The 23,169-nt window shown below is 40.9% G+C and carries 23 protein-coding genes; 21 read left to right on the forward strand and 2 right to left on the reverse strand.

Annotated elements, in window-relative coordinates; all coding sequences use genetic code 11:
- Window positions 1-14: 14 nt before the first annotated feature.
- The 9 genes from spoIIIJ to B9Y89_RS06560 all read left to right on the forward strand — a co-directional run bounded on the left by spoIIIJ (window position 15) and on the right by B9Y89_RS06560 (window position 9,752).
- A complete protein-coding gene (gene spoIIIJ, locus B9Y89_RS06520) occupies window positions 15-785 on the forward strand; it encodes a YidC family membrane integrase SpoIIIJ (protein WP_085522433.1) in 771 nt (256 codons plus the stop codon).
- Window positions 782-1,411, forward strand: coding sequence for an RNA-binding cell elongation regulator Jag/EloR (gene jag / locus B9Y89_RS06525; RefSeq protein WP_085522434.1), 630 nt, complete (start codon window positions 782-784; stop codon window positions 1,409-1,411). Before spoIIIJ ends, jag begins: the two co-directional genes overlap by 4 nt.
- A gap of 266 nt (window positions 1,412-1,677) precedes the next feature.
- Window positions 1,678-3,054: a tRNA uridine-5-carboxymethylaminomethyl(34) synthesis GTPase MnmE gene (mnmE, locus tag B9Y89_RS06530; protein ID WP_085522435.1), complete on the forward strand. Its 1,377-nt coding sequence runs from the start codon at window positions 1,678-1,680 to the stop codon at window positions 3,052-3,054.
- A 29-nt stretch (window positions 3,055-3,083) separates the two neighbouring features.
- A complete protein-coding gene (mnmG, locus tag B9Y89_RS06535) occupies window positions 3,084-4,970 on the forward strand; it encodes a tRNA uridine-5-carboxymethylaminomethyl(34) synthesis enzyme MnmG (protein WP_085522436.1) in 1,887 nt (628 codons plus the stop codon).
- Window positions 4,971-4,984: 14 nt separating this feature from the next.
- The gene (gene rsmG, locus B9Y89_RS06540; protein ID WP_085522437.1) at window positions 4,985-5,692 is read left to right on the forward strand and encodes a 16S rRNA (guanine(527)-N(7))-methyltransferase RsmG; all 708 of its coding nucleotides are present in this window, start codon (window positions 4,985-4,987) and stop codon (window positions 5,690-5,692) included.
- Window positions 5,693-5,776: 84 nt separating this feature from the next.
- A complete protein-coding gene (gene noc, locus B9Y89_RS06545; RefSeq protein ID WP_085522438.1) occupies window positions 5,777-6,634 on the forward strand; it encodes a nucleoid occlusion protein in 858 nt (285 codons plus the stop codon).
- A gap of 177 nt (window positions 6,635-6,811) precedes the next feature.
- Window positions 6,812-7,570, forward strand: a complete 759-nt coding sequence (locus B9Y89_RS06550) for a ParA family protein (RefSeq protein WP_085522439.1) — start codon at window positions 6,812-6,814, stop codon at window positions 7,568-7,570.
- On the forward strand, window positions 7,567-8,421 hold the full coding sequence (locus B9Y89_RS06555) for a ParB/RepB/Spo0J family partition protein (protein WP_085522440.1): 855 nt from the start codon (window positions 7,567-7,569) through the stop codon (window positions 8,419-8,421). Before B9Y89_RS06550 ends, B9Y89_RS06555 begins: the two co-directional genes overlap by 4 nt.
- 617 nt (window positions 8,422-9,038) lie before the next feature.
- Window positions 9,039-9,752 carry a DUF554 domain-containing protein gene (locus B9Y89_RS06560; RefSeq protein WP_085522441.1) on the forward strand — a complete coding sequence of 238 codons (714 nt, stop codon included), beginning with the start codon at window positions 9,039-9,041 and terminating at the stop codon, window positions 9,750-9,752.
- Window positions 9,753-9,761: 9 nt separating this feature from the next.
- Here B9Y89_RS06560 and yyaC read toward each other — a convergent pair whose 3' ends face one another.
- Window positions 9,762-10,367 (reverse strand): spore protease YyaC, encoded by a 606-nt coding sequence (gene yyaC / locus B9Y89_RS06565; protein WP_085522442.1) that lies wholly within the window; start codon window positions 10,365-10,367, stop codon window positions 9,762-9,764.
- Between the two features lie 97 nt (window positions 10,368-10,464).
- On the opposite strand from yyaC, the gene B9Y89_RS06570 reads away from it, so the two are divergent.
- From B9Y89_RS06570 to rpsR, 7 genes are all read left to right on the forward strand, one after another.
- Window positions 10,465-11,478 (forward strand): YkvI family membrane protein, encoded by a 1,014-nt coding sequence (locus B9Y89_RS06570; RefSeq protein WP_085522443.1) that lies wholly within the window; start codon window positions 10,465-10,467, stop codon window positions 11,476-11,478.
- Window positions 11,479-11,792: 314 nt separating this feature from the next.
- The gene (locus B9Y89_RS06575) at window positions 11,793-13,175 is read left to right on the forward strand and encodes a glycine--tRNA ligase (RefSeq protein WP_085522784.1); all 1,383 of its coding nucleotides are present in this window, start codon (window positions 11,793-11,795) and stop codon (window positions 13,173-13,175) included.
- Between the two features lie 34 nt (window positions 13,176-13,209).
- A complete protein-coding gene (locus B9Y89_RS06580) occupies window positions 13,210-13,428 on the forward strand; it encodes a DUF951 domain-containing protein (protein ID WP_085522444.1) in 219 nt (72 codons plus the stop codon).
- Window positions 13,429-13,556: 128 nt separating this feature from the next.
- Window positions 13,557-14,657 (forward strand): redox-regulated ATPase YchF, encoded by a 1,101-nt coding sequence (gene ychF, locus B9Y89_RS06585; protein ID WP_085522445.1) that lies wholly within the window; start codon window positions 13,557-13,559, stop codon window positions 14,655-14,657.
- A 223-nt stretch (window positions 14,658-14,880) separates the two neighbouring features.
- Window positions 14,881-15,174 carry a 30S ribosomal protein S6 gene (gene rpsF, locus B9Y89_RS06590; RefSeq protein ID WP_085522446.1) on the forward strand — a complete coding sequence of 98 codons (294 nt, stop codon included), beginning with the start codon at window positions 14,881-14,883 and terminating at the stop codon, window positions 15,172-15,174.
- An 18-nt stretch (window positions 15,175-15,192) separates the two neighbouring features.
- Window positions 15,193-15,681, forward strand: a complete 489-nt coding sequence (gene ssb / locus B9Y89_RS06595; protein WP_085522447.1) for a single-stranded DNA-binding protein — start codon at window positions 15,193-15,195, stop codon at window positions 15,679-15,681.
- Window positions 15,682-15,719: 38 nt separating this feature from the next.
- Window positions 15,720-15,941 (forward strand): 30S ribosomal protein S18, encoded by a 222-nt coding sequence (gene rpsR / locus B9Y89_RS06600; protein ID WP_085522448.1) that lies wholly within the window; start codon window positions 15,720-15,722, stop codon window positions 15,939-15,941.
- 86 nt (window positions 15,942-16,027) lie between these two features.
- Here rpsR and B9Y89_RS06605 read toward each other — a convergent pair whose 3' ends face one another.
- Entirely contained in the window at window positions 16,028-16,480 is a 453-nt protein-coding gene (locus B9Y89_RS06605) for a chemotaxis protein CheW (protein WP_085522449.1), read from the reverse strand.
- 249 nt (window positions 16,481-16,729) lie between these two features.
- On the opposite strand from B9Y89_RS06605, the gene B9Y89_RS06610 reads away from it, so the two are divergent.
- The 5 genes from B9Y89_RS06610 to B9Y89_RS06630 all read left to right on the forward strand — a co-directional run bounded on the left by B9Y89_RS06610 (window position 16,730) and on the right by B9Y89_RS06630 (window position 22,956).
- Window positions 16,730-17,662 carry a YybS family protein gene (locus tag B9Y89_RS06610; RefSeq protein WP_085522450.1) on the forward strand — a complete coding sequence of 311 codons (933 nt, stop codon included), beginning with the start codon at window positions 16,730-16,732 and terminating at the stop codon, window positions 17,660-17,662.
- 15 nt (window positions 17,663-17,677) lie between these two features.
- Window positions 17,678-19,660, forward strand: coding sequence for a DHH family phosphoesterase (locus B9Y89_RS06615; protein ID WP_085522451.1), 1,983 nt, complete (start codon window positions 17,678-17,680; stop codon window positions 19,658-19,660).
- Window positions 19,657-20,100 carry a 50S ribosomal protein L9 gene (gene rplI / locus B9Y89_RS06620; protein ID WP_085522452.1) on the forward strand — a complete coding sequence of 148 codons (444 nt, stop codon included), beginning with the start codon at window positions 19,657-19,659 and terminating at the stop codon, window positions 20,098-20,100. The genes B9Y89_RS06615 and rplI overlap by 4 nt, the downstream gene beginning before the upstream one ends.
- 17 nt (window positions 20,101-20,117) lie before the next feature.
- Window positions 20,118-21,485 (forward strand): replicative DNA helicase, encoded by a 1,368-nt coding sequence (dnaB, locus tag B9Y89_RS06625; RefSeq protein WP_085522453.1) that lies wholly within the window; start codon window positions 20,118-20,120, stop codon window positions 21,483-21,485.
- Window positions 21,486-21,666: 181 nt separating this feature from the next.
- On the forward strand, window positions 21,667-22,956 hold the full coding sequence (locus tag B9Y89_RS06630) for an adenylosuccinate synthase (RefSeq protein ID WP_085522454.1): 1,290 nt from the start codon (window positions 21,667-21,669) through the stop codon (window positions 22,954-22,956).
- The last annotated feature ends 213 nt before the right edge of the window (window positions 22,957-23,169 follow it).

Consider the following 23,169-nt stretch of genomic DNA (forward strand, 5'->3'; position numbering starts at 1 on the left):
GGAGGCTCATCCCGGTGCGTAGAAAGATTGTCTTAATAACAACCTTACTGCTGCTTGTAACTGTTTTGGCTGGGTGTGGTAATTTACAGACACCCATTACAAGTGAGAGTGAAGGTTTTTGGAATGAATGGTTCATTTACCCATTATCAGCATTTATTACATATATTGCAGGTATATTTAATAATAGTTATGGGCTTGCCATTATTATCTGTACAATTCTCGTTCGTTTGCTGATATTACCGTTAATGATCAAACAAACCAAAAGTTCAAAAGCGATGCAGGAAGTTCAACCTGAAATCAAGAAGTTAAGAGAAAAGTATAGTTCCAAAGATGCTGAAACACAAAAGAAATTGCAGGAAGAGACCATGAAGCTTTTTCAGCAGCATAAAGTTAATCCTTTAGCTGGTTGTTTTCCTATTATTATTCAAATGCCAATATTGATAGCCTTCTATCAGGCAGTGTATCGGACAGAGGCTATTAAACAGCATGAATTTTTGTGGTTCAGTCTTGGACAACCCGATTACATTTTGCCAATTATTGCGGCACTATTCACATTCGCTCAACAAAAACTCATGATGGGTCGCACCGGCAACGCCAATCCACAGATGGCAATGATGATGTACATTTTTCCAGTAATGATAGCTATTTTTGGATTCTACTTCCCGTCAGCCCTAGCATTGTATTGGGTCGTAGGTAATCTCTTCATGATCATACAAACTTACTTCATCACGGCCCCTAAACCAAAAGAAGCCAATAGTAACAATACAGGGGGAAATAAAAAGTGAAAGAAGTAACGGTGAGTGGCAAGTCAATTGATGAGGCTGTGTCATCGGCGTTGGACTCATTGAATAGTAGTAAAGATAATGTCGACATTCAAGTTTTAGAGGAACCAAGAAAAGGTTTTTTCGGCTTATTTGGTGCAAAACCAGCCAGAGTTAAAGTTCTGTTAAAACCGGATCCTGTTGCTAATGCTATTAATTACTTAGAAAAGGTCATTCATTTAATGGGAATCACGGCCCAGGTTCATGTAACCAAAGTCAATGAAAGGCATTATCAGTGTGAACTAACAAGTGAGCATATTGCTGTTCTTATTGGCAAAAGAGGTCAAACCTTGAATGCTTTACAATTTTTAGCTAACTTGACATTGAATAAAGATATCACTAAAAACATAACGATGACATTAGATGCTGAAGGTTATCGCGAAAGAAGGGAAGCGTCACTGAGGAAGTTAGCCCAACGTATGGTGCTTAAAGCTAAAAAAACGTCGCGCGCTGTTCGATTAGAACCGATGCCTTCCTTTGAACGCAAAATCATCCATTCGGCTATACAAGGAACTGCCGATATTCGGACGGCTTCACAAGGCGAGGAGCCCCACCGTTATGTCATAATTTACCCTCAAAAATATAAATAGAGAAACAATATCAAAATGTGATAGGAGCGCATAGTGGACCTTACGATCCCACTATGCTTTTTTTATGTTGTAAAAAAGGATCTTCAAAATGTCCAGGGTTGTGGATAAGAAAGATAAACGAGGGTGTCTGCATGTTATCCACAAGTGGAAAATCTCGGGACTTTATCCACAGTCTTTTTTGTGATATTCTTATACTTTAGGATTCCTATATTGTGTGGATAACTCTCTTGTTACTTTAGAGATTGTTTAAAGAGAGGTGAAAGTGGTTGGAACAAGATACCATTGCGGCCATTTCGACCCCAATGGGGGAAGGGGCCATTGCTATTGTTAGAATCAGTGGTGATGAGGCTATTCACATTGCTGATAAAATATATAGAGGTAAGCAAGCCTTGATGCATGTAGAGTCACATACCATTCATTATGGTAAGTTGATTGACCCGATGAGAGACCAAGTCGTAGAGGAAGTGATGGTGTCTGTCATGCATGCCCCGAAGACGTTTACTAGAGAAACCATCGTAGAGATCAACTGCCACGGTGGTGTGACGTCTGTGAACCAAGTGCTTGAATTGGTTTTAGGCAACGGTGCTCGTCTTGCTGAACCTGGTGAATTTACCAAAAGAGCCTTTCTTAATGGCCGGGTTGATTTATCTCAGGCTGAGGCGGTTATGGATATGATTCGTGCCAAGACAGACCGGGCGATGAACGTGGCCATGGAACAAATGGAGGGGCGATTATCCCATTTAATTAAAACATTACGCGGGCAGTTACTTGAAACCATTGCTCAAATAGAGGTTAATATTGATTATCCAGAATATGACGCAGAGGAAATGACGAATCAAACTGTTTTACAAAAAGTCATAGAGGTAAGAGATTCGATTGATCGTCTACTGGTGACAGCCAAACAAGGTCGCATTATCCGTGAGGGGCTTGCCACAGCTATTATCGGCCGACCCAATGTCGGGAAGTCATCGTTAATGAATAGCTTAGTTCATGAAAATAAAGCCATTGTTACGGAAATACCGGGAACAACACGGGATGTCATTGAGGAGTATGTGAATGTTCGCGGGGTTCCGTTAAAACTTGTGGATACGGCAGGTATTCGTGATACGGAAGATATTGTGGAAAAAATGGGTGTTGAACGTTCCCGCCAAGTTTTAACTGAGGCTGATTTAATTTTACTTTTGCTTAACAATAATGAACCCTTAACGGATGAAGATCGACAACTTTTTAAAGCTATAGAGGGCATGGAAGCGGCCATTATTGTCAATAAGACAGATTTACCGCAAAAACTGTCCGTTGAAGAGGTTGAAGAACTAGCAAATGGTCGACCTGTGATTACAACATCGATTCTTAATGAACAAGGGATTGATGAACTTGAAACAGGAATTTCTGATCTGTTTTTTACCGAGGGGATTGAAGGTCAAGATTTGACTTATGTATCCAATTCAAGACATGTTGCGCTTTTGAAACAAGCTTACGCGGCTGTAGGTGAGGCGATTAGCAGTATTGAGGCCGAGTTACCGGTTGATATGGCACAAATCGACATACGAAGAACTTGGGAGATTCTTGGGGAAATTGTCGGTGATACGGTTTCGGATAGTCTTATTGATCAGTTGTTTAGGCAATTCTGCCTTGGCAAGTAATTAAAATGATAGTTAAGGAGGTTGAGCTCATGGCCAATTTTAATGCAGGTCATTACGACGTTATTGTCATTGGTGCGGGTCACGCTGGCGTCGAAGCAGGACTGGCTTCAGCACGTATGGGTGCTAAGACTTTAATGCTAACATTGAACTTGGATTCGATTGCTTTCATGCCTTGTAATCCGTCTGTTGGTGGTCCGGCAAAAGGAGTTGTTGTCCGGGAAATTGATGCTCTTGGCGGAGAAATGGGTAAAAACATTGATAAAACTCATATACAAATGCGTCTATTGAATACTAGAAAAGGACCGGCCGTAAGAGCGTTGCGTGCTCAAGCGGATAAGGTTCTGTATCAACAGGAAATGAAAAGGACGCTTGAAAAAGAAGATAACTTAACTTTGGTTCAAGGTATGGTGGAACGTCTTATTATGGAAGATGGTGAGTGCAGAGGGGTTATTACAAAAACGAAGGCTGAGTATCGTGCAGAGAATGTCATTATCACAACAGGAACATTTTTGCGCGGGAAAGTGCTCATTGGCGATTTGTCCTATGATAGCGGTCCAAATAATATGCAGTCGTCGATTAATCTTGCTCATCATTTAGATGAACTTGGTTTTGATATTGTTCGATTTAAGACTGGGACACCACCTAGAGTCATTAGTCATTCCATTGATTACAGTCAAACAGAAATTCAGCCGGGAGACGAAGAACCGAGGGCCTTCTCTTATGAAACAACGGAATATATCACTGATCAAATCCCTTGTTGGCTCACCTATACAACACCCGAACTGCATAAGATTGTTGATCAAAATCTTAACCGTTCATCGATGTATTCAGGTGCAGTTAAAGGGACAGGCCCCCGTTATTGTCCGTCCATTGAAGACAAGGTGGTTCGTTTTAACGATAAACCTCGCCATCAGGTATTTCTAGAACCAGAAGGCCGACATACTGATGAAATCTATGTTCAAGGCTTGTCAACCAGCATGCCTGAGGATGTCCAACATGAGATGATAAGAACTGTTCCCGGATTGGAAAATGCTAAAATCATGCGTGCCGGTTACGCGATTGAGTATGATGCGGTTGTTCCCACACAGCTGTGGCCATCACTTGAGACAAAAAAAATTCCTGGCCTGTTTACGGCTGGTCAAATTAACGGCACATCCGGATATGAGGAAGCTGCAGCACAAGGTATTATGGCAGGGGTTAATGCAGCACGAAAAGTGTTTGGCCAAGAGCCTGTTGTCCTTGAACGCTCACAAGCCTATATCGGTGTTTTAATTGATGACTTAGTAACTAAAGGCACTAATGAACCTTATCGCCTGTTAACATCAAGAGCGGAATATCGATTGCTTTTGCGCCATGATAATGCGGATTTGCGCTTAACTGAGCTTGGTCATGATATTGGACTCATTTCGGAAGAACGCTATCAAGGGTTTGTACGTAAAAAGCAATTGATTCAACAAGAGAGGGAGCGTCTTGAAACGGTTGTCGTTAAACCGACAGAAGAAGTGCAGGCGATGTTAGAAGAAAAAGGGGCTTCTCGATTAAAAGAACCTGTTAATGCGATTCATTTCCTTAAGCGGCCGGAAATTCATTATCAAGACATTGCACTTATTTCCGCACCAGAAGAGTCGCTACCTGAAGTGATTCAGGAACAGGTGGATATTCAAGTCAAATACGAAGGCTATATAACGAAACAAATGGAAGATATCGAGAAAATGCAGCGTATGGAAAAGAAGAAAATTCCGGAACACATTGATTATTATTCAATTAATGGTTTGGCAACAGAAGCCAAAGAAAAATTAGATAAGGTTCGTCCATTATCTGTCGGCCAAGCCTCTCGGGTTTCAGGTGTCAATCCAAGTGATGTTTCCATTCTTCTGGTCTATATTGAGCAGGGCAGAATGGCTAAAGCCGAATAATCGGGAGGCGGATTATGGATACTTTTGTGAATCTTTTACAGGAGAAGGGTCTTTCCCTTTCTCCTACACAATTGAAACAGTTTGATACATATTTTCATTTATTAGTTGAATGGAATCAAAAAATGAATTTGACGGCTATTACAGATGAAAAAGAGGTTTACCTCAAACATTTTTATGATTCGATGACACCAGCTTTTTTTCAACCATCTTTTTCATCCGCTCATTTATGTGATGTGGGTGCAGGTGCCGGATTTCCCAGTCTCCCGCTTAAAATTGTATTTCCGGAATTACGGGTGTCCATTGTGGATTCGTTAAAAAAACGTACTCATTTTTTAGAGACTTTGGTTGAAAAGCTTGGACTAGAAGGTGTTGAGTTATATCATGATCGGGCGGAAACCTTTGCTCATCATCCCAATCACCGGGAACAATATGATGTTGTAACTGCGCGTGCTGTAGCTAGACTGTCTGTCCTTAGTGAGTACTGTCTCCCTCTTGTTAAACCTGCTGGTCAGTTTATATCATTAAAAGGGGCGAGCGCTAAGGAGGAAGTAAAAGGTGCCGATGAAGCCATTCAGTTATTAGGGGGTCACGTTGAAAATATTCACCCTCTATTATTGCCAAACGAAGAAAGTCATCGGCACATCATTATTATTAACAAGCAGAAAAAGACAGCTAATAAATATCCTCGTAAACCAGGGACACCAATTAAAAATCCGTTATAATGTTTCACGTGGAACATTTGCAGGATTTTTGACTGATTGAGTCGAAACTATTTATGGGGAGATCATTAAGGGTGGTGACTGTCAGTGAAACATCCTTTTTCCAAAATATTTGGGCAAGGAGAAAATGAAGAAGTGACGGATGATTTGTCTCAGGAACAGATACAAGAGATTCCGATTGCACAAATTATCCCTAACCAATATCAACCGCGGACGATGTTTAGTGACGATAGGATAGATGAACTAGCGCAAACGATTGAAACACATGGCATGATTCAACCGATTGTTGTTAGACGAACGGGTTTTGATGAGTATGAAATCATTGCCGGCGAGCGACGTTGGCGGGCTGTTCAGCAGCTTGGCTGGGAACAGGTTCAAGCAATTATTAAAGAATATGATGATACGCAAACAGCTGCTGTTGCCTTAATTGAAAATTTACAGCGAGAAGAGTTAACATCTGTCGAAGAAGCCATGGCTTATGCAAAGTTAATGGATCTTCATGGCTTAACACAGGAAATACTTGCAGAAAAGCTTGGAAAAGGGCAATCGACGATCGCTAATAAATTACGATTATTAAAGCTTCCCACATCTGTCCAAAATGCTTTGTTGAATCGGGATATTACTGAGCGACATGCTCGTGCTTTGATAGGCTTGAAGGCATTCCCTGAAAGCCAGGAAAAACTCTTAGAGGAAATATTAGAGAAACAATTGAATGTCAAACAGACAGAAGATCGTGTTCAGCAATTAAAAGAAAAGGCCGATAAGCCCAAGTCTAAACCTAAACGTAGTAAGCGGGTATCTTTAAGCAAGGATATGAGGATCGCCCTTAATACGATTCGCCAATCCGTTGATATGGTCTCTGATACAGGCGTCAACATTGATACTGCCGAAGAGGATAATGAGGAATATTATCAATTTACGATTCGTATTCCGAAAAATAAATAACGGATGTTTAAGCAGGTGGCCGGTGGTCAACCTGTTTTTAATTACGGGGATTTTATGGTGAAAGCTTGCTGTAAATTCTTAAGGTTTTTTTATCTCTAGTATAACAATCAATTCAAATCGTGGTAAAATAGATTTATAGTCCAATATTGTCGATGTGTCGTAAGGGTAGGTGACAAAGTGGGAAAGATTTTAGCAATTGCCAATCAAAAGGGCGGCGTTGGCAAGACAACAACAGCGGTGAACCTCAGTGCTTGTCTAGCACATCTAGGAAATAAAGTCTTGCTCGTGGACATTGACCCACAAGGTAATTCTACCAGTGGTGTAGGGGTTGATAAAGGTGATGTCGATGAGTGCGTTTACAATGTTTTAGTTGAAGATGCTCATCCAGATCAAGTGATTATACCGTCCGTTATGGATAACTTGGAACTTATACCATCGACCATTCAGTTGGCTGGAGCAGAAATTGAACTCGTATCGACGATTTCACGAGAGGTGCGGTTAAGTCGAGCGATTGAAAAAGTCGCTGACCGGTACGACTATATAATTATCGACTGTCCCCCATCCCTTGGATTACTAACAATTAATGCTCTGACGGCGGCCAATGCTGTTTTGATTCCGGTACAATGCGAATTCTATGCACTTGAAGGTCTAAGTCAACTATTAAATACCGTTAGACTTGTACAAAAACATCTCAATCACCATTTAGAGATTGAAGGTGTGCTTTTGACCATGTTAGATGCACGTACGAATTTAGGTATTCAAGTTATTGAGGAAGTTAAAAAATATTTTCAGGATAAAGTCTATCAAACGGTGATCCCACGTAATGTGCGATTAGGAGAAGCACCAAGTCACGGCAAACCGATTATCGTTTATGACCCTAAATCGCGAGGAGCAGAGGTCTATACAGAGTTGGCAAAGGAAGTGATTGATGGATGAGTACAAATAGAGGGCTGGGAAAAGGTATAAGTGCGTTTTTTCCGGCAACAGAATATAAAGACAATGATTCGGTTTATGACCTAGTGGTGAAAGACATTCGACCCAATCCTTATCAGCCGAGAAAAAGTTTTGATCAGGAAGCCATTCAGGAATTAAAGGAATCGATTGAAGTTCATGGCATATTACAACCATTAATCGTCCGCAAAAGTATTAAAGGTTATGATATCGTTGCAGGTGAACGACGGTATCGGGCTGCGCTTGAGGCGAAATTTCAAACCGTTCCCGCTATTGTCAAGACTTTAAGCGACCAACAAATGATGGAAATCGCCTTGATTGAAAATCTTCAACGCGAGGATTTGAATCCTGTTGAAGAAGCGAATGCCTATCAAAAGTTAATGGATGAACTAGAGTTAACCCAGGAGCAACTAGCGAAAAAGCTAGGTAAAAGTCGACCACATATAGCTAATCATCTACGGTTATTACACTTACAACAACCTCTTCAAAAGCTAGTGGCAGAAGGACAATTAACAATGGGTCATGCTCGCACGTTGCTTGGGCTAAAGAATAAAAGTAAATTGAATGCTGTTGTTGATAAAGTGATCAAGGAGAATATGAATGTTCGACAACTTGAGCAGTTGATTCAGTCTTTAAACAAAACTGTTTCACGTGAAACAAAGAAGGCCAAGCCCCAATTAGACCCTAATTTGAAACAAAAGGAATCAACATTGAGACAACGGTTTGGGACGTCTGTTAATATTAAACAAGCCAAAAGTAAAGATAAAGGTAAGATTGAAATTGAATACTATTCAAAGGAAGATCTTGATCGCGTGTTAGATCTATTAGATACTTAATATTTTACCTGTTGAAACCACTTCTCATAGTGGTTTCATTTTTTAAGAAAGGCTGTTTTCGTAAATTTTGTTGCTTTCAACCTCATGGTTGAACCAAAATACGAAATGGTAGCTCCGTTGATTTCCGTTCCGGGCAGTCGCTTTCCGCGGGCAACGCTTCAGCCTCCTCGGAAGAAAACCACTTCCTGCGGGGTCTTCAGCTGTTGCTTTTCCCGCCGGAGTCGACGGCCCTTCACTCCAATCAATGACTTGGATTTCATTAAACATAATCAATGTTTTGAAGTTGTTAAGCACAATACTAGCGGAGGAAGTACACGGAGACTCCTGCGGGACTAGTGGCCAAAGTGAGACTCCGCAGGGCATACTAAGGATAATCAGCTAAATGCGTCACGTCTTGTGACAACGCTGATCCTACCCACATCAATCCACCCCAAAAAGCAAAAATTGCTTTTCCGGGACCCCGGGTGTGGGCATGAGGAGGCTCACGGGTCACTCAGCGAGCGCGTAGTGTATTTTCGGAGCGGTATATGACGATGCATTTTATAGATTTTGTGTAAAAGCAATAATCTTTTAGAAAATAGTCTTTAAGAAAAAGATAAGTGATAGGAGTCATGTTTATGGTACTTACAGGAACCCTCGTTAATGCCTTGGCTATTATGTTAGGGGCAGTCATTGGTACCTGTTTTTCTAAAATTCCTGATAACATTAAAACAACGGTGAATCATGCCATGGCTTTAGCTGTGATTGTATTAGGACTACAGATGGGATTGAAAAGCGACAATTTTTTAATTGTGATCGGAAGCTTGGCCCTTGGCGGGGCTATCGGTGAATGCATAGATTTAGAAGCAGGTTTGAACCGTCTTGGAACATGGCTTGAACAAAAAGTGGGTGCAAAAAGAGAGAATGGTGGCAATCATAATATTGCCCAAGGTTTTGTAACGGCAACTTTAGTGTTTGTTGTGGGCGCATTAGCCATTGTAGGGGCACTAGATGGTGGTTTAAGAGGAGACCATGATGTCCTCTTAACTAAAGCGATGTTAGATGGATTTTTTTCGATCATATTTGCAACAACGTTAGGTATTGGTGTTATTTTTAGCGCAGTACCGGTATTCATTTATGAAGGAGCAATTGCCCTATTTGCGACTCAAATTCATCAATGGGTTCCTCAAGTGTTATTAGATAACTTTATTACAGAAATGACGGCGACAGGTGGTATCATGATTTTCGCTATTGGCTTAAATCTGATGAACTTGACCAATATCAAAACCGCCAATCTGTTACCAAGTATTGTGATTTGTGCCTGTATCGTAGCGGTTCAATTTATTTGGTAACTTATAATATTAAAAGCGAACATTAATCGTAGGCTGGGCCTCTTTGTTGAAGCGTTCTACGAGCGCGTCATGCAATCCCTCAGCGATCAGCTGAGACATTTGCATGACAAGGGATAGGCGTGTGTTTTGCAGAACAAAGTATTCCATATAGCCACTGACATTGACAATACCCGTAATATGGATGTTGCCCACAGGAGGCAACTCTTTTTTTACCCCTGCACCTGGTCTGACGGGGCCATCGGCGACAGTAACGGTTCCGACATTATTATACCGACCTAGACATGCGTCAACGCCAATAATAAATGGATGATCTAAATGTTTATTAATGTCATCAAGCGTATCTTGTAAATTAACGGCGTGGACAGGATGGTCTAGTGTTCCGTATATGTGATAAAGGGGAGAGTTCTGTTGTTTTAATTTTGCCCCTATAAGTGGACCTAAGGCATCACCTGTTGAACGGTCTGTTCCGATACATATAACGGCAATGTTTTCTTCCTTATGGTTGTATAAGGCTTTTTGTATATATTTACTTAGTTGTTCCTTCGAGACGGGATCTTTGTAATGAACTCGGGTGTCCGCTTTTTTTAATGTTCGAAACTTGTCTTTTAGATTCATAGGTGACTCTCCTCAATAATAATACTATTAGTATACGGATATTTTCACTGATCTATACATTAAAAGACGGTAAGAAAATTGGAGGGGACCTAAATAGATGTGGTTATCGGGAATCAAGTGGATGTTTTTGATCATCGGTACAATGATTGGTGCAGGGTATGCTTCTGGGCGTGAATTATGGCAATTTTTTGGACAAGAAAGTGAATTGGCGATTGTATTGTTTACAGCTTTATTTATTCTTTCAACGTTTGTCATTCTGAATATTAGTTTTGAATACAAAACCTATCACTACATACCTATCTTGAAGATGCTCTTAGGTGAAAAATTAACGTTTTTATATGATGGCATGATTGTCCTCTATTTATATACTACAACGGTGATTATGCTTGCGGGTGGCGGGGCGTCATTAGCTGTATTAGGTGTTCCATTTTGGATTGGTATTGGGATCATAAGCTCTATGCTTGTATTGCTATTTATATGGGGCAATAAGGGTATGGTGATGATGAATGCCGTTGTAATTCCAGTATTGATTATATTGCTGGTGAGCGTTCTAATCAAATTCTCTCATGTAGGTGGGCAAATCTTGAAGTTAGATTGGCATCATCAGGCGAATTGGCCATCGGCTTTCACTTTCACAGCGCTAAATATATTACCATTGGTCGCTGTTTTGGGTGCGATCGGACGTGACATGAAGTCAAAAGGAGAAGTGTGGATTGCAAGTATTGGGAGTGGCTTAACATTAGGTATCATTTCCTTCTTATATAATCATTCACTGACTCAAGTGACGAATGAGATCATGCTATATGAAATTCCGTTGTTTGCTTTGTTAAAATCCTATCCATATGTTATGACAGTTGTGATGTCGACACTGCTTTGGTTTGCAATCTATACAACAGCGGCATCAGGTGTCTTTGGGTTAATTACACGGTTTAAAAAAATGGTGAACATGCCATTGTGGTTATTAGCTCTTATTCTCATATTAACGATGATTCCGATGACAATGGTTGGATTCTCCACATTAGTGGCTGTTCTATACCCGATATATGGATTGCTAAATCTTTATTTTTTGGCCTCAGTGTTGATTTTTCCGATAATGCAAAAAGGTCATTAAAAATTGAATATCATTAGAAATTGAATCCACAGGAAGATTGGGTTATAATAATTTGTAATATACATTATACGTGTAACAGTGATGAGAGAAAGTAGTACTTGAAGTGATGCTTGTATAGCGATTCGGGGATGGTGAAAGCCTGATCAAGTCCTTCTAGGAAGGCGTTCTTGAACTGTTTTTTTCTAAAGGGGATACGGTTGGATGACAGCCGTGTCAAATAGGGTGGAACCGCGTGAGGCTGTATAGCTCCCGTCCCTAGGTTGTTGATGACCTAGGGCGGGAGTTTTATTATGGGTAGAAAAGGAGCGAGTAATATGACTGTGACAATGGAGACAATTGTTAACTTATCAAAACAACGGGGATTTATCTTTCCCGGTTCAGAAATTTACGGTGGACTTTCTAATACATGGGATTATGGTCCATTAGGCGTTGAACTGAAGCGTAACATTAAAGAAGCTTGGTGGAAAAAGTTTGTTCAGGAATCACCCTATAATGTGGGGGTCGATGCGGGTATTCTAATGAATCCAAAAACTTGGGAAGCTTCGGGTCACCTTGGTAACTTCAATGATCCGTTGATGGATTGTAAACAATGTAAATCAAGGCAAAGAGCGGATAAGTTAATTGAAGATCAAATTGGTGAAGAGAATCTCGATCAGGCTGTCGATGCCTTACCGTTTGATGAGATGCAGCAGTTGATTGAGGATCATCATATTCAATGTCCAGTATGCGGGGCTGAGGATTTTACACCGATTCGCCAATTCAACTTGATGTTCAAGACCTATCAAGGGGTGACCGAATCGAGTTCAGATGAAATTTATTTGCGCCCTGAAACGGCTCAAGGTATTTTTGTTAATTTCAAAAGTATCCAAAGGTCGATGCGTAAAAAACTGCCATTTGGTATCGGTCAGATCGGTAAATCTTTTCGGAACGAGATTACGCCAGGTAATTTTACTTTTCGCACGAGGGAATTTGAGCAAATGGAATTGGAGTTTTTCTGCAAACCAGGGGAGGAGATGGAGTGGTATCATTATTGGAAACAATATTGCCGTACGTGGCTGCTATCTCTTGGTATGACTGAAAACAACATCCGTTTACATGAACACTCTGATGAGGAACTTTCCCATTATAGTAATGCAACAACGGATTTTGAGTACGACTTTCCGTTCGGTTGGGGTGAGCTTTGGGGCATTGCCTCTAGAACAGATTATGATTTAAGCAAGCATATGGCGTATTCTGGTGAAGATCTGCGATATATTGATCAGGAGAGCGGTGACCGTTATATTCCGTATGTCATTGAGCCAGCCCTTGGAGCTGACCGGGTTACTTTGGCGTTTTTAGTTGATGCTTATCAAGAAGAACAATTAAATGAAAAAGATTCACGTTATGTTCTACAATTTCATCCGGCATTAGCTCCTTATAAAGCGGCTATTTTTCCATTATCAAAAAAACTGAAGGATGAAGCTCAAGAAGTCTATCAAGAACTGGCTAAGCATTTTATGGTTGATTATGATGAATCAGGTTCAATTGGCAAACGCTATCGCCGACAGGATGAAATCGGGACACCGTATTGCATCACTTATGATTTTGACTCAAAAGAAGATGGGCAGGTCACCGTTCGTAATCGTGATACTATGGAACAAGTTCGGATGCCAATATTGGAATTAAAATCGTTTCTTGAAGAAAAGACTGCCTTTTAATTGGAAACGTCTCAGGACAAGGAGGAGATGGATCATGTCGGAGCAAAAACCGACGTTTCAATTGAATGATGTTGTTGAAATGAAAAAACCTCATCCGTGTGGGGAAAATAAATGGCAGATTATCCGAATGGGAGCTGATATTCGGATCAAATGCGTCGGTTGTGGCCATAGTGTAATGATGCCAAGAAGCCAGTTCAGAAAGAAGTTTAAAAAAGTCCTGGAACGAGCTGAAGAAACGGGAGAAGAACAGTAATGTTTCACGTGAAACATTTTTAGGCAAGCCTATCCGGCTTGTCTTTTTCTTGTCTTGTCTCTATAATTGGAATGGACGAAGAAGAGCCCTTATCGCAGGCGCCCGAACGAATAGGGAGGCAATGATAGATGTCATTAACAACCGGAATTGTTGGTTTACCTAACGTTGGTAAGTCAACTTTATTTAATGCAATTACACAGGCAGGTGCGGAATCTGCCAATTATCCATTCTGTACAATTGATCCAAACGTTGGGATTGTTAATGTTCCTGATGATCGCTTAACAGATCTTACTGAAATGTTCCATCCAAAAGAAACGATTCCCACAACATTTGAGTTCACGGATATAGCAGGGTTAGTCAAAGGGGCCAGTCAAGGTGAAGGCCTAGGCAATCAATTTTTAGCTAATATTCGTCAGGTCGACGCGATTTCCCATGTGGTTCGCTGCTTTGAAGACGGCGATGTCACTCACGTATCAGGAAAAATTGATCCGATCGATGATATTGAAACCATCAATTTAGAATTGATTTTAGCTGATCTGGAATCGGTTAATAAACGGATGGCTCGAGTAGAAAAAATGGCTAAGCAGAAAGATAAAAATGCTATGGCTGAATATGCTGCACTAAGTAAGCTCCAAGAGGCGTTTGAAAATGAACAGCCAGCGCGTCAAGTAGAACTAACGGATGATGAGCAGCAAGTGATCAAACACCTAAATCTATTGACGATTAAGCCAATCCTTTATGTTGCAAATGTCAGCGAAGAGGATATTGCAGCAGGAGAAGAGAATGAACATGTCAAAAATGTGAAGGCTTATGCAGAGAAGGATGGCGCACGAGTTGTCGTTATTTCTGCTAAAATTGAGTCAGAAATTGCGGAGCTTGAAGGGGAGGAAAAGCAGAGCTTTTTAGATGAACTCGACATTGACAAATCCGGACTCGATCAATTGATTGAAGAAAGTTATGATTTACTAGGACTCGCAACTTTCTTTACTGCCAGTGAAAAGGAAGTACGAGCTTGGACGTTTAAGCAAGGGATGAAGGCGCCACAAACTGCGGGTGTCATTCATACGGATTTTGAAAGAGGATTTATTCGGGCCGAAGTTGTTTCTTTCACTAATTTGATGGAAGCGGGTTCGATGAATCAATCTAAGGAAAATGGTAAGCTTCGTTTGGAAGGTAAAGATTATGTCGTTCAGGATGGCGATGTCATGCACTTTCGGTTTAATGTATAAACCAGGTATTGGTTTAAATCGGTCTTAGCGAATGAATATTCACTAGACCGATTTTTCACTTGACTTAATCGAACATTTGTTCTAACATAAAGTTAGTTCAAGGTTTTCATTAGTTTGTTCGTTGCGCAAGTATGGCTTCCTATGCTATAATACGTTTCTGTGAGTGATAGTAGCACTCTCTGCTCCTTTAAGGGGCCGCTCAGACCAAAGGGAGGTGACATACGTGCGTAAATACGAAATCATGTATATTCTTCGTCCTGACTTGGATGAAGAACAAGAAAATGCAACGAAAGAAAACGCCAAGCAAATTTTAACGGATAACGGTGCGGAAATCCGTGAAGTTGAATCCATGGGCAAACGTCGTCTTGCTTATGAGATTAAAGGTTATCATAATGGTGTTTATGTTGTTTTATATGTTAACGCCGGTGAAGAAGCCATTAACGAATTTGATCGTCGCGTCAAGATCAATGATGATATCATTCGTTTTATGGTCATCAGAGACGAACGCGAAGACTAATATTTAGGGGAGATTCTGATGATAAATCGAGTTGTTTTGGTTGGCCGTCTGACAAAAGACCCGGAACTCCGTTATACGCCAAGTGGCGTTGCTGTTGCCAATTTTACTCTGGCTGTGAACCGCCCGTTTACAAACCAACAAGGTGAGCGCGAAGCTGATTTTATTCAAATTGTCGTTTGGCGTAGACAAGCTGAAAATACAGCTAACTTTGTTGGTAAAGGAAGCTTGGTCGGTATTGATGGTCGCCTGCAAACAAGAAGTTTTGATAATAATGAAGGTCGTCGAGTCTTTATGACAGAAGTCGTAGGCGACAGTGTTCAATTTCTTGAACCCAAAGGCTCTAAGGGTCAGTCGGCAGGTATGAATAATAACTTCGGAAGTCCAAATCCGAATAACCAAACGAACTATCAACAGAATCAAACCAGCAATAATCGTCCGTCCGATAGTGATCCGTTTGCTGATGATGGCAAACCCATTGATATAACAGATGATGATTTACCATTTTAGATACGGACCTTAAATAAATGAAAAAGGAGGGAGTCCCCATGGCAAGAAGACGCAAGCGTAAAAAGGTGTGTTATTTTACTGTCAACAACATTAAGTATATTGACTATAAAGATGTTGACTTGTTAAAACGGTTCGTTTCCGATCGCGGAAAAATTTTGCCTCGTCGTGTCACAGGCACAAGTGCAAAATACCAACGCCAACTGACTCGTGCAATTAAACGTGCACGCCAAGTGGCATTGTTGCCATACGCAAGCGAATAATAGATGCAAAATAAAAAGCAGCAGGGATTCCCCTGTTGCTTTTTATTAGGTTTCCGTAGCGCAACATTGATCGTCAGGAACCAGTCTTAAGAAGGCTGGTTCCTAATAGCATTAAAGAGATGATCAGGATTTAATAAGAGCAATGATGCATTGTCGGCTTGGATGACACCATCGGCCATTGACTCTATATTTGATAGGTTGGTTGCAACTGATTCTTGTAACGGCATACTAGTCGATTCTAACATCCGGCTAACGCCGCTGACATGAAGGGCATAAGTAGATGTTGTCGGTGGGTTGATTATAATATATTTCCCTGTGTTTGCACTTAGAGGTTGACCGCTTGCTATAAGGTATAGGTCAATTAATGCATATACTTCACCTCGTAAGTGAAATACACCTTCAATGGCTGGAGGTGTTTTTGGTAATGGTTGCGTCTGCTTCGGCTCAATGATTTCCAAAACCGTTTCAGCAGGAAGCGCGATTGAAAGCTCAGCCATATATAATTCAATCATTTTGATCATTCCAATATCATTGGCCAATTAGGTAGCCTCCTTCTAATTTAGAATGGTTGTTAAAAACCTACTACATCTTTATCGGCAAAACTGGTTCTATGTTTTAATCTAATATAACCGCAGATGGTATAACCGTTTAAACTCATCCTTGTTAGACTAGAATAAGCTAAGACAGACTTCGTTGTCCCTTTATGATTTTTAATTGTCGGCATTGGTTGTAGAATAGAGAGATAGAAAGTAAAATTGAGTGAGACAGGTTTATAGGGGTGCTATAAAATGAGGCAATCAACGATTCTGACGGAAGGGGCAATAACTGCTTCGATTTTCGTCGTCCTATTATTAGTGACTGGGTTTATCCCGGTATTAGGTATCATAGGCGTATGGTTTTTACCATTGCCGCTGATTTATTTCACGTCAAAAAGGGGACCTAAGCCTGGATTCATGGTTATGGTCGTTGCTATTGCCGTCTCAATGGTAATGTCAGGATTGGTTTTAGCTATGCTGGCTCTTTCTGGTGCTGCCTTAGGATATGTCATTGGCATGCTTATATATCGAGAAAAGACAGCTTTGCAAATTTTAGTCATTGGAAGCTTAGCTGGCGTTTTCATGATGGTCTTCTATTACGGATTGTCCATTATTATCTTTGATACCAATTTCATCTATGACTCCATAGAAATGTTTAAGAACAGTATGAATACCGTTGCGGATATTTATTCATCGGAAGAAATGACGCAGATGGTGGACGAATACAAAGAACAGGCTGAACATTTTAAGAATTTAGCACCGCTATTATTAGTGGGAACGGGTATTATTATGACAGTCATTGTCTTACTGGTTAACACGCCTGTTCTACGTAAATTGGGGATACCGTTTCCAAAGTGGCCGCCATTCAGGGATTGGGTGTTTCCTAGAAGTTTGGTCTACCTTTTTATGGTTGTCCTTCTTATTATGATTCTATTCAAACCTGATGAAGGATCCGTGTTATACTTAATTATCATTAATACATTGTTATTGCTCTTCTATGTTTTAATTATTCAAGGAGTGGCTTTTGTCTTCTACCTATCTCATGCTAAAAATGTGGGGCGTCTGATTCCTATCTTGGCCATTGTTTTGGCTTTGATTTCGCAGGCTGTTCTTTATATTATGGTGTTATTAGGTATAATTGATTTAGGATTCGATCTAAGGAAACGAATAAATAAGAACAAATGATTGGTGGTAAGTGACATGTCCGACCAATTAAAACATGATCGCTGGCGGGGTTATCATCTTGTAATCCCCTGTGTTTTACTTTTAGCATTTATTTTTTCATCTTTTTTCTTTCACTGGCTGTTAGGCATTGCTGGTGTCGTTGTTTTCATTTTAATAGCGATAGCTGTCAGCTGGTCGGAACGCCATTTTCGTCGTCATCTAGAAAAATATATACAAACGCTATCACATAGGGTGAAAAAAGTCGGTGATGAGGCACTGTTAGAGATGCCAATAGGGATTATTCTCTACAATGAAGCACATAACATTGAGTGGATGAATCATTACATGGGGACATTGACTGACAATGATTCTCTTCTTTCGCAATCGCTCAATATGGTTTCAGAGGATTTAGTTCCTATTATAACGGGGGAAAGCGATAAAGCAATCATTGATATTAAGAAACATAAATATAAAGTGACTTTAAGACCTGAGGAACGTCTTATCTACTTGTTTGAAGTTACTGATTTGGTCAATTTGCAAAACCAATATGATGCTGAGAAGACGGTTTTTGGTCTGATCGCTTTAGATAATTATGATGAATTGACGCAAAGTATGGAGGATCAAGAGAAAAGCCGGTTAAATAACGAGGTAACGAATCGCATTAAGCAATGGGGAACAGACTACGGCATTTACCTTAAACGAATATCGGCTGAGCGTTTCTTTGCTGTATTCAATCACGATGATTTAGTCGAACTCGAAAAAAGCCGTTTTGATATCTTAGATCAAGTGCGGGAAGCAACGGCAGATAATAACATCCCTTTAACACTTAGTATAGGGGTTGGCTGTGGTGAAACAGAGTTGACTGAACTTGGTCAGATGGCGCAATCATCGTTAGACTTGGCACTTGGTCGAGGTGGTGACCAAGTTGCGATCAAGCAACCTTCGGGTAAAGTAAAGTTTTATGGCGGGAAGTCCAACCCAGTTGAAAAGCGAACGCGTGTCCGGGCAAGGGTGATTTCCCAAGCATTGACTCAATTAATTGAAGAAAGTGATCAGGTTCTCATTATGGGCCACAAACAACCAGATATGGATGCCCTTGGTGCTTGTATTGGAATCATGAAAATTGCTCAAGCCAATAACAAGCATGCAAATGTGGTTGTGGAACCAGAAAATTACGGTTCCGGAGTCATCCGTTTAGTTGATAAAATAAAAGAACATGGCCATTTGTGGTCAAAATTTATATCTGCTGATGATGCTGTTGAGCAAGTGACCCGAAAAACATTGGTTGTTGTTGTTGATACGCATAAACCATCGATGACGATGGAACACCGGTTACTGAATAAAACTGAACGCATCGTTGTCATTGATCATCATAGGCGTGGTGAGGAGTTTGTTAAGGACCCCGTCCTGGTTTACATGGAACCCTATGCGTCATCAACAGCAGAGTTAGTAACTGAGCTCCTTGAGTATCAGTCTAAGAATTTCAAACTCGATATGGTTGAAGCGACGGCGTTGCTAGCCGGCATAACGGTTGATACGAAAAACTTTACATTAAGAACGGGGTCCCGTACTTTTGATGCGGCCTCTTACTTACGAGCGCACGGGGCCGACACTATATTAGTTCAAAAACTTTTACGAGAAGATTTGGAGCGTTATAACAGGCGGGCAAAGTTGATTCAAACAACTGAGTTATATCAAGGGCATATGGGCATTGCCATAGGTAACAAAGATGACCGGTTGGATCAAGTGATTATTGCCCAAGCCGCTGATACGCTCTTATCGATGGAAGGTATCAAGGCATCGTTTGTAATATGTAGACGTCCTGACGGGCTCATTGGTATTAGCGCACGTTCACTTGGTGAGGTCAATGTTCAGCTGATCATGGAATCCATCGAGGGCGGTGGCCATTTGACTAATGCAGCGACGCAATTGGATGAGGATTTAACGCTTGAGGATGCAGAAAATCAATTAAAGTCGGCTATAGATGATTACCTTGATGAGGGAGGAGAATCAGAATGAAAGTTATTTTCTTACAAGATGTTAAAGGAAAAGGAAGTAAGGGCGAAACAAAAGATGTGTCTGAGGGCTATGCGCGTAACTTTTTGCTGAAGAAAAACCTGGCTGTTGAAGCGACAAAAAATAATCTAAAACAATTAGAAAAGCAAAAGCAAAAAGAAGCTGAACAAGCTCAAGCGGAAGTTGATGAAGCCAAGGCTTTAAAAGAACGACTTGAAGATATGACGATAGAATTGAAAGCTAAGGCAGGCGAAGGCGGTCGTTTGTTTGGCTCAGTGACGAGCAAGCAAATTGCGCAAGAGCTTAAAAGCTATGATATCAAAATTGATAAACGTAAAATTGAACTTGGTGAACCGATACGACAGTTAGGTTATACAAATATCCCTGTTAAATTACATCCGAAAGTGACCGCAACTATGGAGGTTCATGTGAGTGAACAATAAAATCAGGAGTGAAAAACATGAGTGATTTGTTTGCTGACCGGACGCCACCACAGAATATTGAAGCTGAGCAAGCGGTGCTAGGTGCTATTTTTTTGGAACCCTCAGCGATGATAACAGCATCTGAGCATTTGGCGGCTGAGGACTTTTACCGGACGTCTCATCAGCGTATTTATGCGGTTATGCTTGACTTATCAGAGCGAGACGAGCCGGTTGATGTGATTACTGTAACTTCAGAGCTGCAGAATCAAAATAACTTAACTGAAGTTGGCGGACTTGATTATATCAGTGAGTTAGCGGATTCATCACCAACCGCAGCCAACATTGAGTATTATAGTAAAATTGTTGAGGAAAAATCGTTGCTACGGCGATTGATCCGGACGGCGACGAGTATTGTTTCGGATGGGTACACGCGCAATGATGACGTGGAAATGGTTTTGGATGATGCCGAACGCACCATACTTGATGTATCGCAAAGAAAACGCACATCCGAATTTCAATCAATTAAAGATGTATTGGTTGAGACGTATGATAATATTGAAATGCTGCAAAATCGTCAAGGTGAGATTACCGGTATACCAACGGGATTTGTTGAACTGGATCATATGACCGCTGGTTTCCAAAAGAGTGATCTTATCATTGTAGCGGCCCGTCCCTCTGTTGGTAAAACGGCTTTTGCCTTAAATATCGCTCAGAACGTTGCGACAAAGAATGACGAGAATGTGGCGATTTTTAGTTTGGAAATGGGGGCGCAACAATTAGTGATGCGGATGCTGTGTGCGGAAGGCAATATTGACGCTCAGCGCCTCCGAACGGGTAAATTAGAAGAAGATGATTGGCAGAAATTAGCGATGGCTATGGGGAGTTTATCAAATGCGGGGATCTATATTGATGACACCCCAGGTATTCGGGTGAATGATATCCGGGCTAAATGTCGGAGGCTGCAGCAAGAGAAAGGCGTAGGCATGATCCTTATTGATTACATGCAGCTTATTCGTGGCAATTCATCCGGCCAATCGGAAAATCGTCAGCAAGAGGTTTCGGAGATTTCCCGGACGTTAAAAGCGATTGCTAGAGAGTTTAATGTTCCAGTCATTGCATTGTCTCAACTGTCTCGTGGCGTTGAGTCACGTCAGGACAAGCGGCCGATGATGTCCGATTTGCGTGAATCCGGAAGTATTGAACAAGATGCTGACATTGTTTCATTCCTTTACCGTGATGATTATTATGATCAGGAAAGTGAAAAACAAAATATTATCGAGATTATTATCGGTAAACAAAGAAACGGTCCTGTAGGAAACGTTGAGTTAGCATTTGTAAAGGAATATAATAAGTTTGTTAATTTAGATCGAAAACATGATGAAAGCCAAATACCTCCGGGTGCATAGACTATGAAACTGCCGACAATATCGTCGGCAGTTTTTTTATAGAGAAATAGAGCTTAATAGTAAAATACGAACATAAAATATAATGATATTTTAAATGTTCGGTAGTTGATTGACGTATACCTTGATCTATTGCTAAAATAAATGCATCATAAATAAATTAGGAACTTTTAGGAGGGCTCTCATGTCTTCAGTTGTGGTTGTGGGAACACAGTGGGGCGATGAAGGGAAAGGTAAAGTAACGGATTATCTTTCGGAAACAGCGGAGGTCGTTGCGCGATATCAAGGTGGCGACAACGCCGGACACACTATCGTTTTTAACGGTAAGAAATATTCACTCCATTTAATTCCTTCCGGGATCTTTTTTGACGATAAAAAATGTGTTATTGGCAACGGTATGGTCGTTAATCCAGCATCCCTAGTCAAAGAGTTGGAATATTTACATAATCAGGGAGTCCGAACCGATAATTTGCGGATTAGTAATCGCGCTCAAATTATTTTGCCTTACCATATCAAATTGGATGGCCTTGATGAAGTGAGTAAAGGGAATAACAAGATTGGGACAACAGGTAAAGGCATTGGCCCTGCCTATATGGATAAAGCTGCACGCGTGGGGATACGGATGGCCGATTTAATGGAACCGGAAACCTTTAAAGAAAAACTTCAATATAATTTGCAGCAAAAAAACCGTCTTTTAGAAAAAATGTATGAAGAGAATGGCTTTGATCTCGAAGCCATTTATGATGAATACATGGCTTATGCTGACGCTCTTCGACGCTATGTTTGTGATACATCTGTTGTATTGAATGAAGCACTTGATCAAGGGAAACGTGTATTGTTTGAAGGGGCGCAGGGCGTGATGCTTGATATTGATCAAGGCACGTATCCGTTTGTAACATCGTCCAACCCGGTTGCTGGCGGTGTTACCATTGGTTCGGGTGTTGGTCCATCAAAAATTAAACATGTCGTCGGTGTTGCGAAAGCTTATACAACCCGGGTTGGAGACGGACCGTTTCCAACTGAATTGGATGGCGAGATAGCAGACCAAATTCGGGAAGTTGGTAAGGAGTATGGAACGACAACGGGGCGGCCGCGCCGAGTCGGTTGGTTTGACAGTGTGGTTGTTGGACATGCGAGACGTGTCAGTGGCATTACTGATCTATCATTAAATAGTATTGATGTTTTGACAGGGCTCGATACCGTCAAAATTTGCGTGGCTTATGATTACAAGGGCAAGCGGATTGAGGAATATCCCGCAAGCTTGAATGTGTTGAGCGAATGTGAGCCTATATATGAGGAATTGCCCGGCTGGCATGAGGACATTACCAATGCGCGTTCGTTGTCAGAACTCCCGGAAAATGCAAGGCACTATGTCGAGCGTATATCTCAACTAACAAAAATTCCATTATCCCTCTTTTCCGTTGGTCCAGATCGCTCGCAAACCAATCTTGTTCGCGGTGTGTTCGCCGAGTAGACTATTGACATACGGCTGCTCAAAAGTTTGGGCAGCCGCATTTAATAGGAGGCACTTAAGGGACAATTTCGAACAGTTAGGATCATTTTCGAATAACGAATGATAAAGGTCTAGATTAAAATTTGAATGAATACCTTGCAAAGTTTTATAGTTAATGGTACGATATTTATCGTCGCTGTTAAAATAATAACGACTTCTGAGACACAACACCAT

This window comes from Tuberibacillus sp. Marseille-P3662 (assembly GCF_900178005.1).
In the GTDB taxonomy this organism is placed as follows: Bacteria; Bacillota; Bacilli; order Bacillales; family Sporolactobacillaceae; genus Marseille-P3662.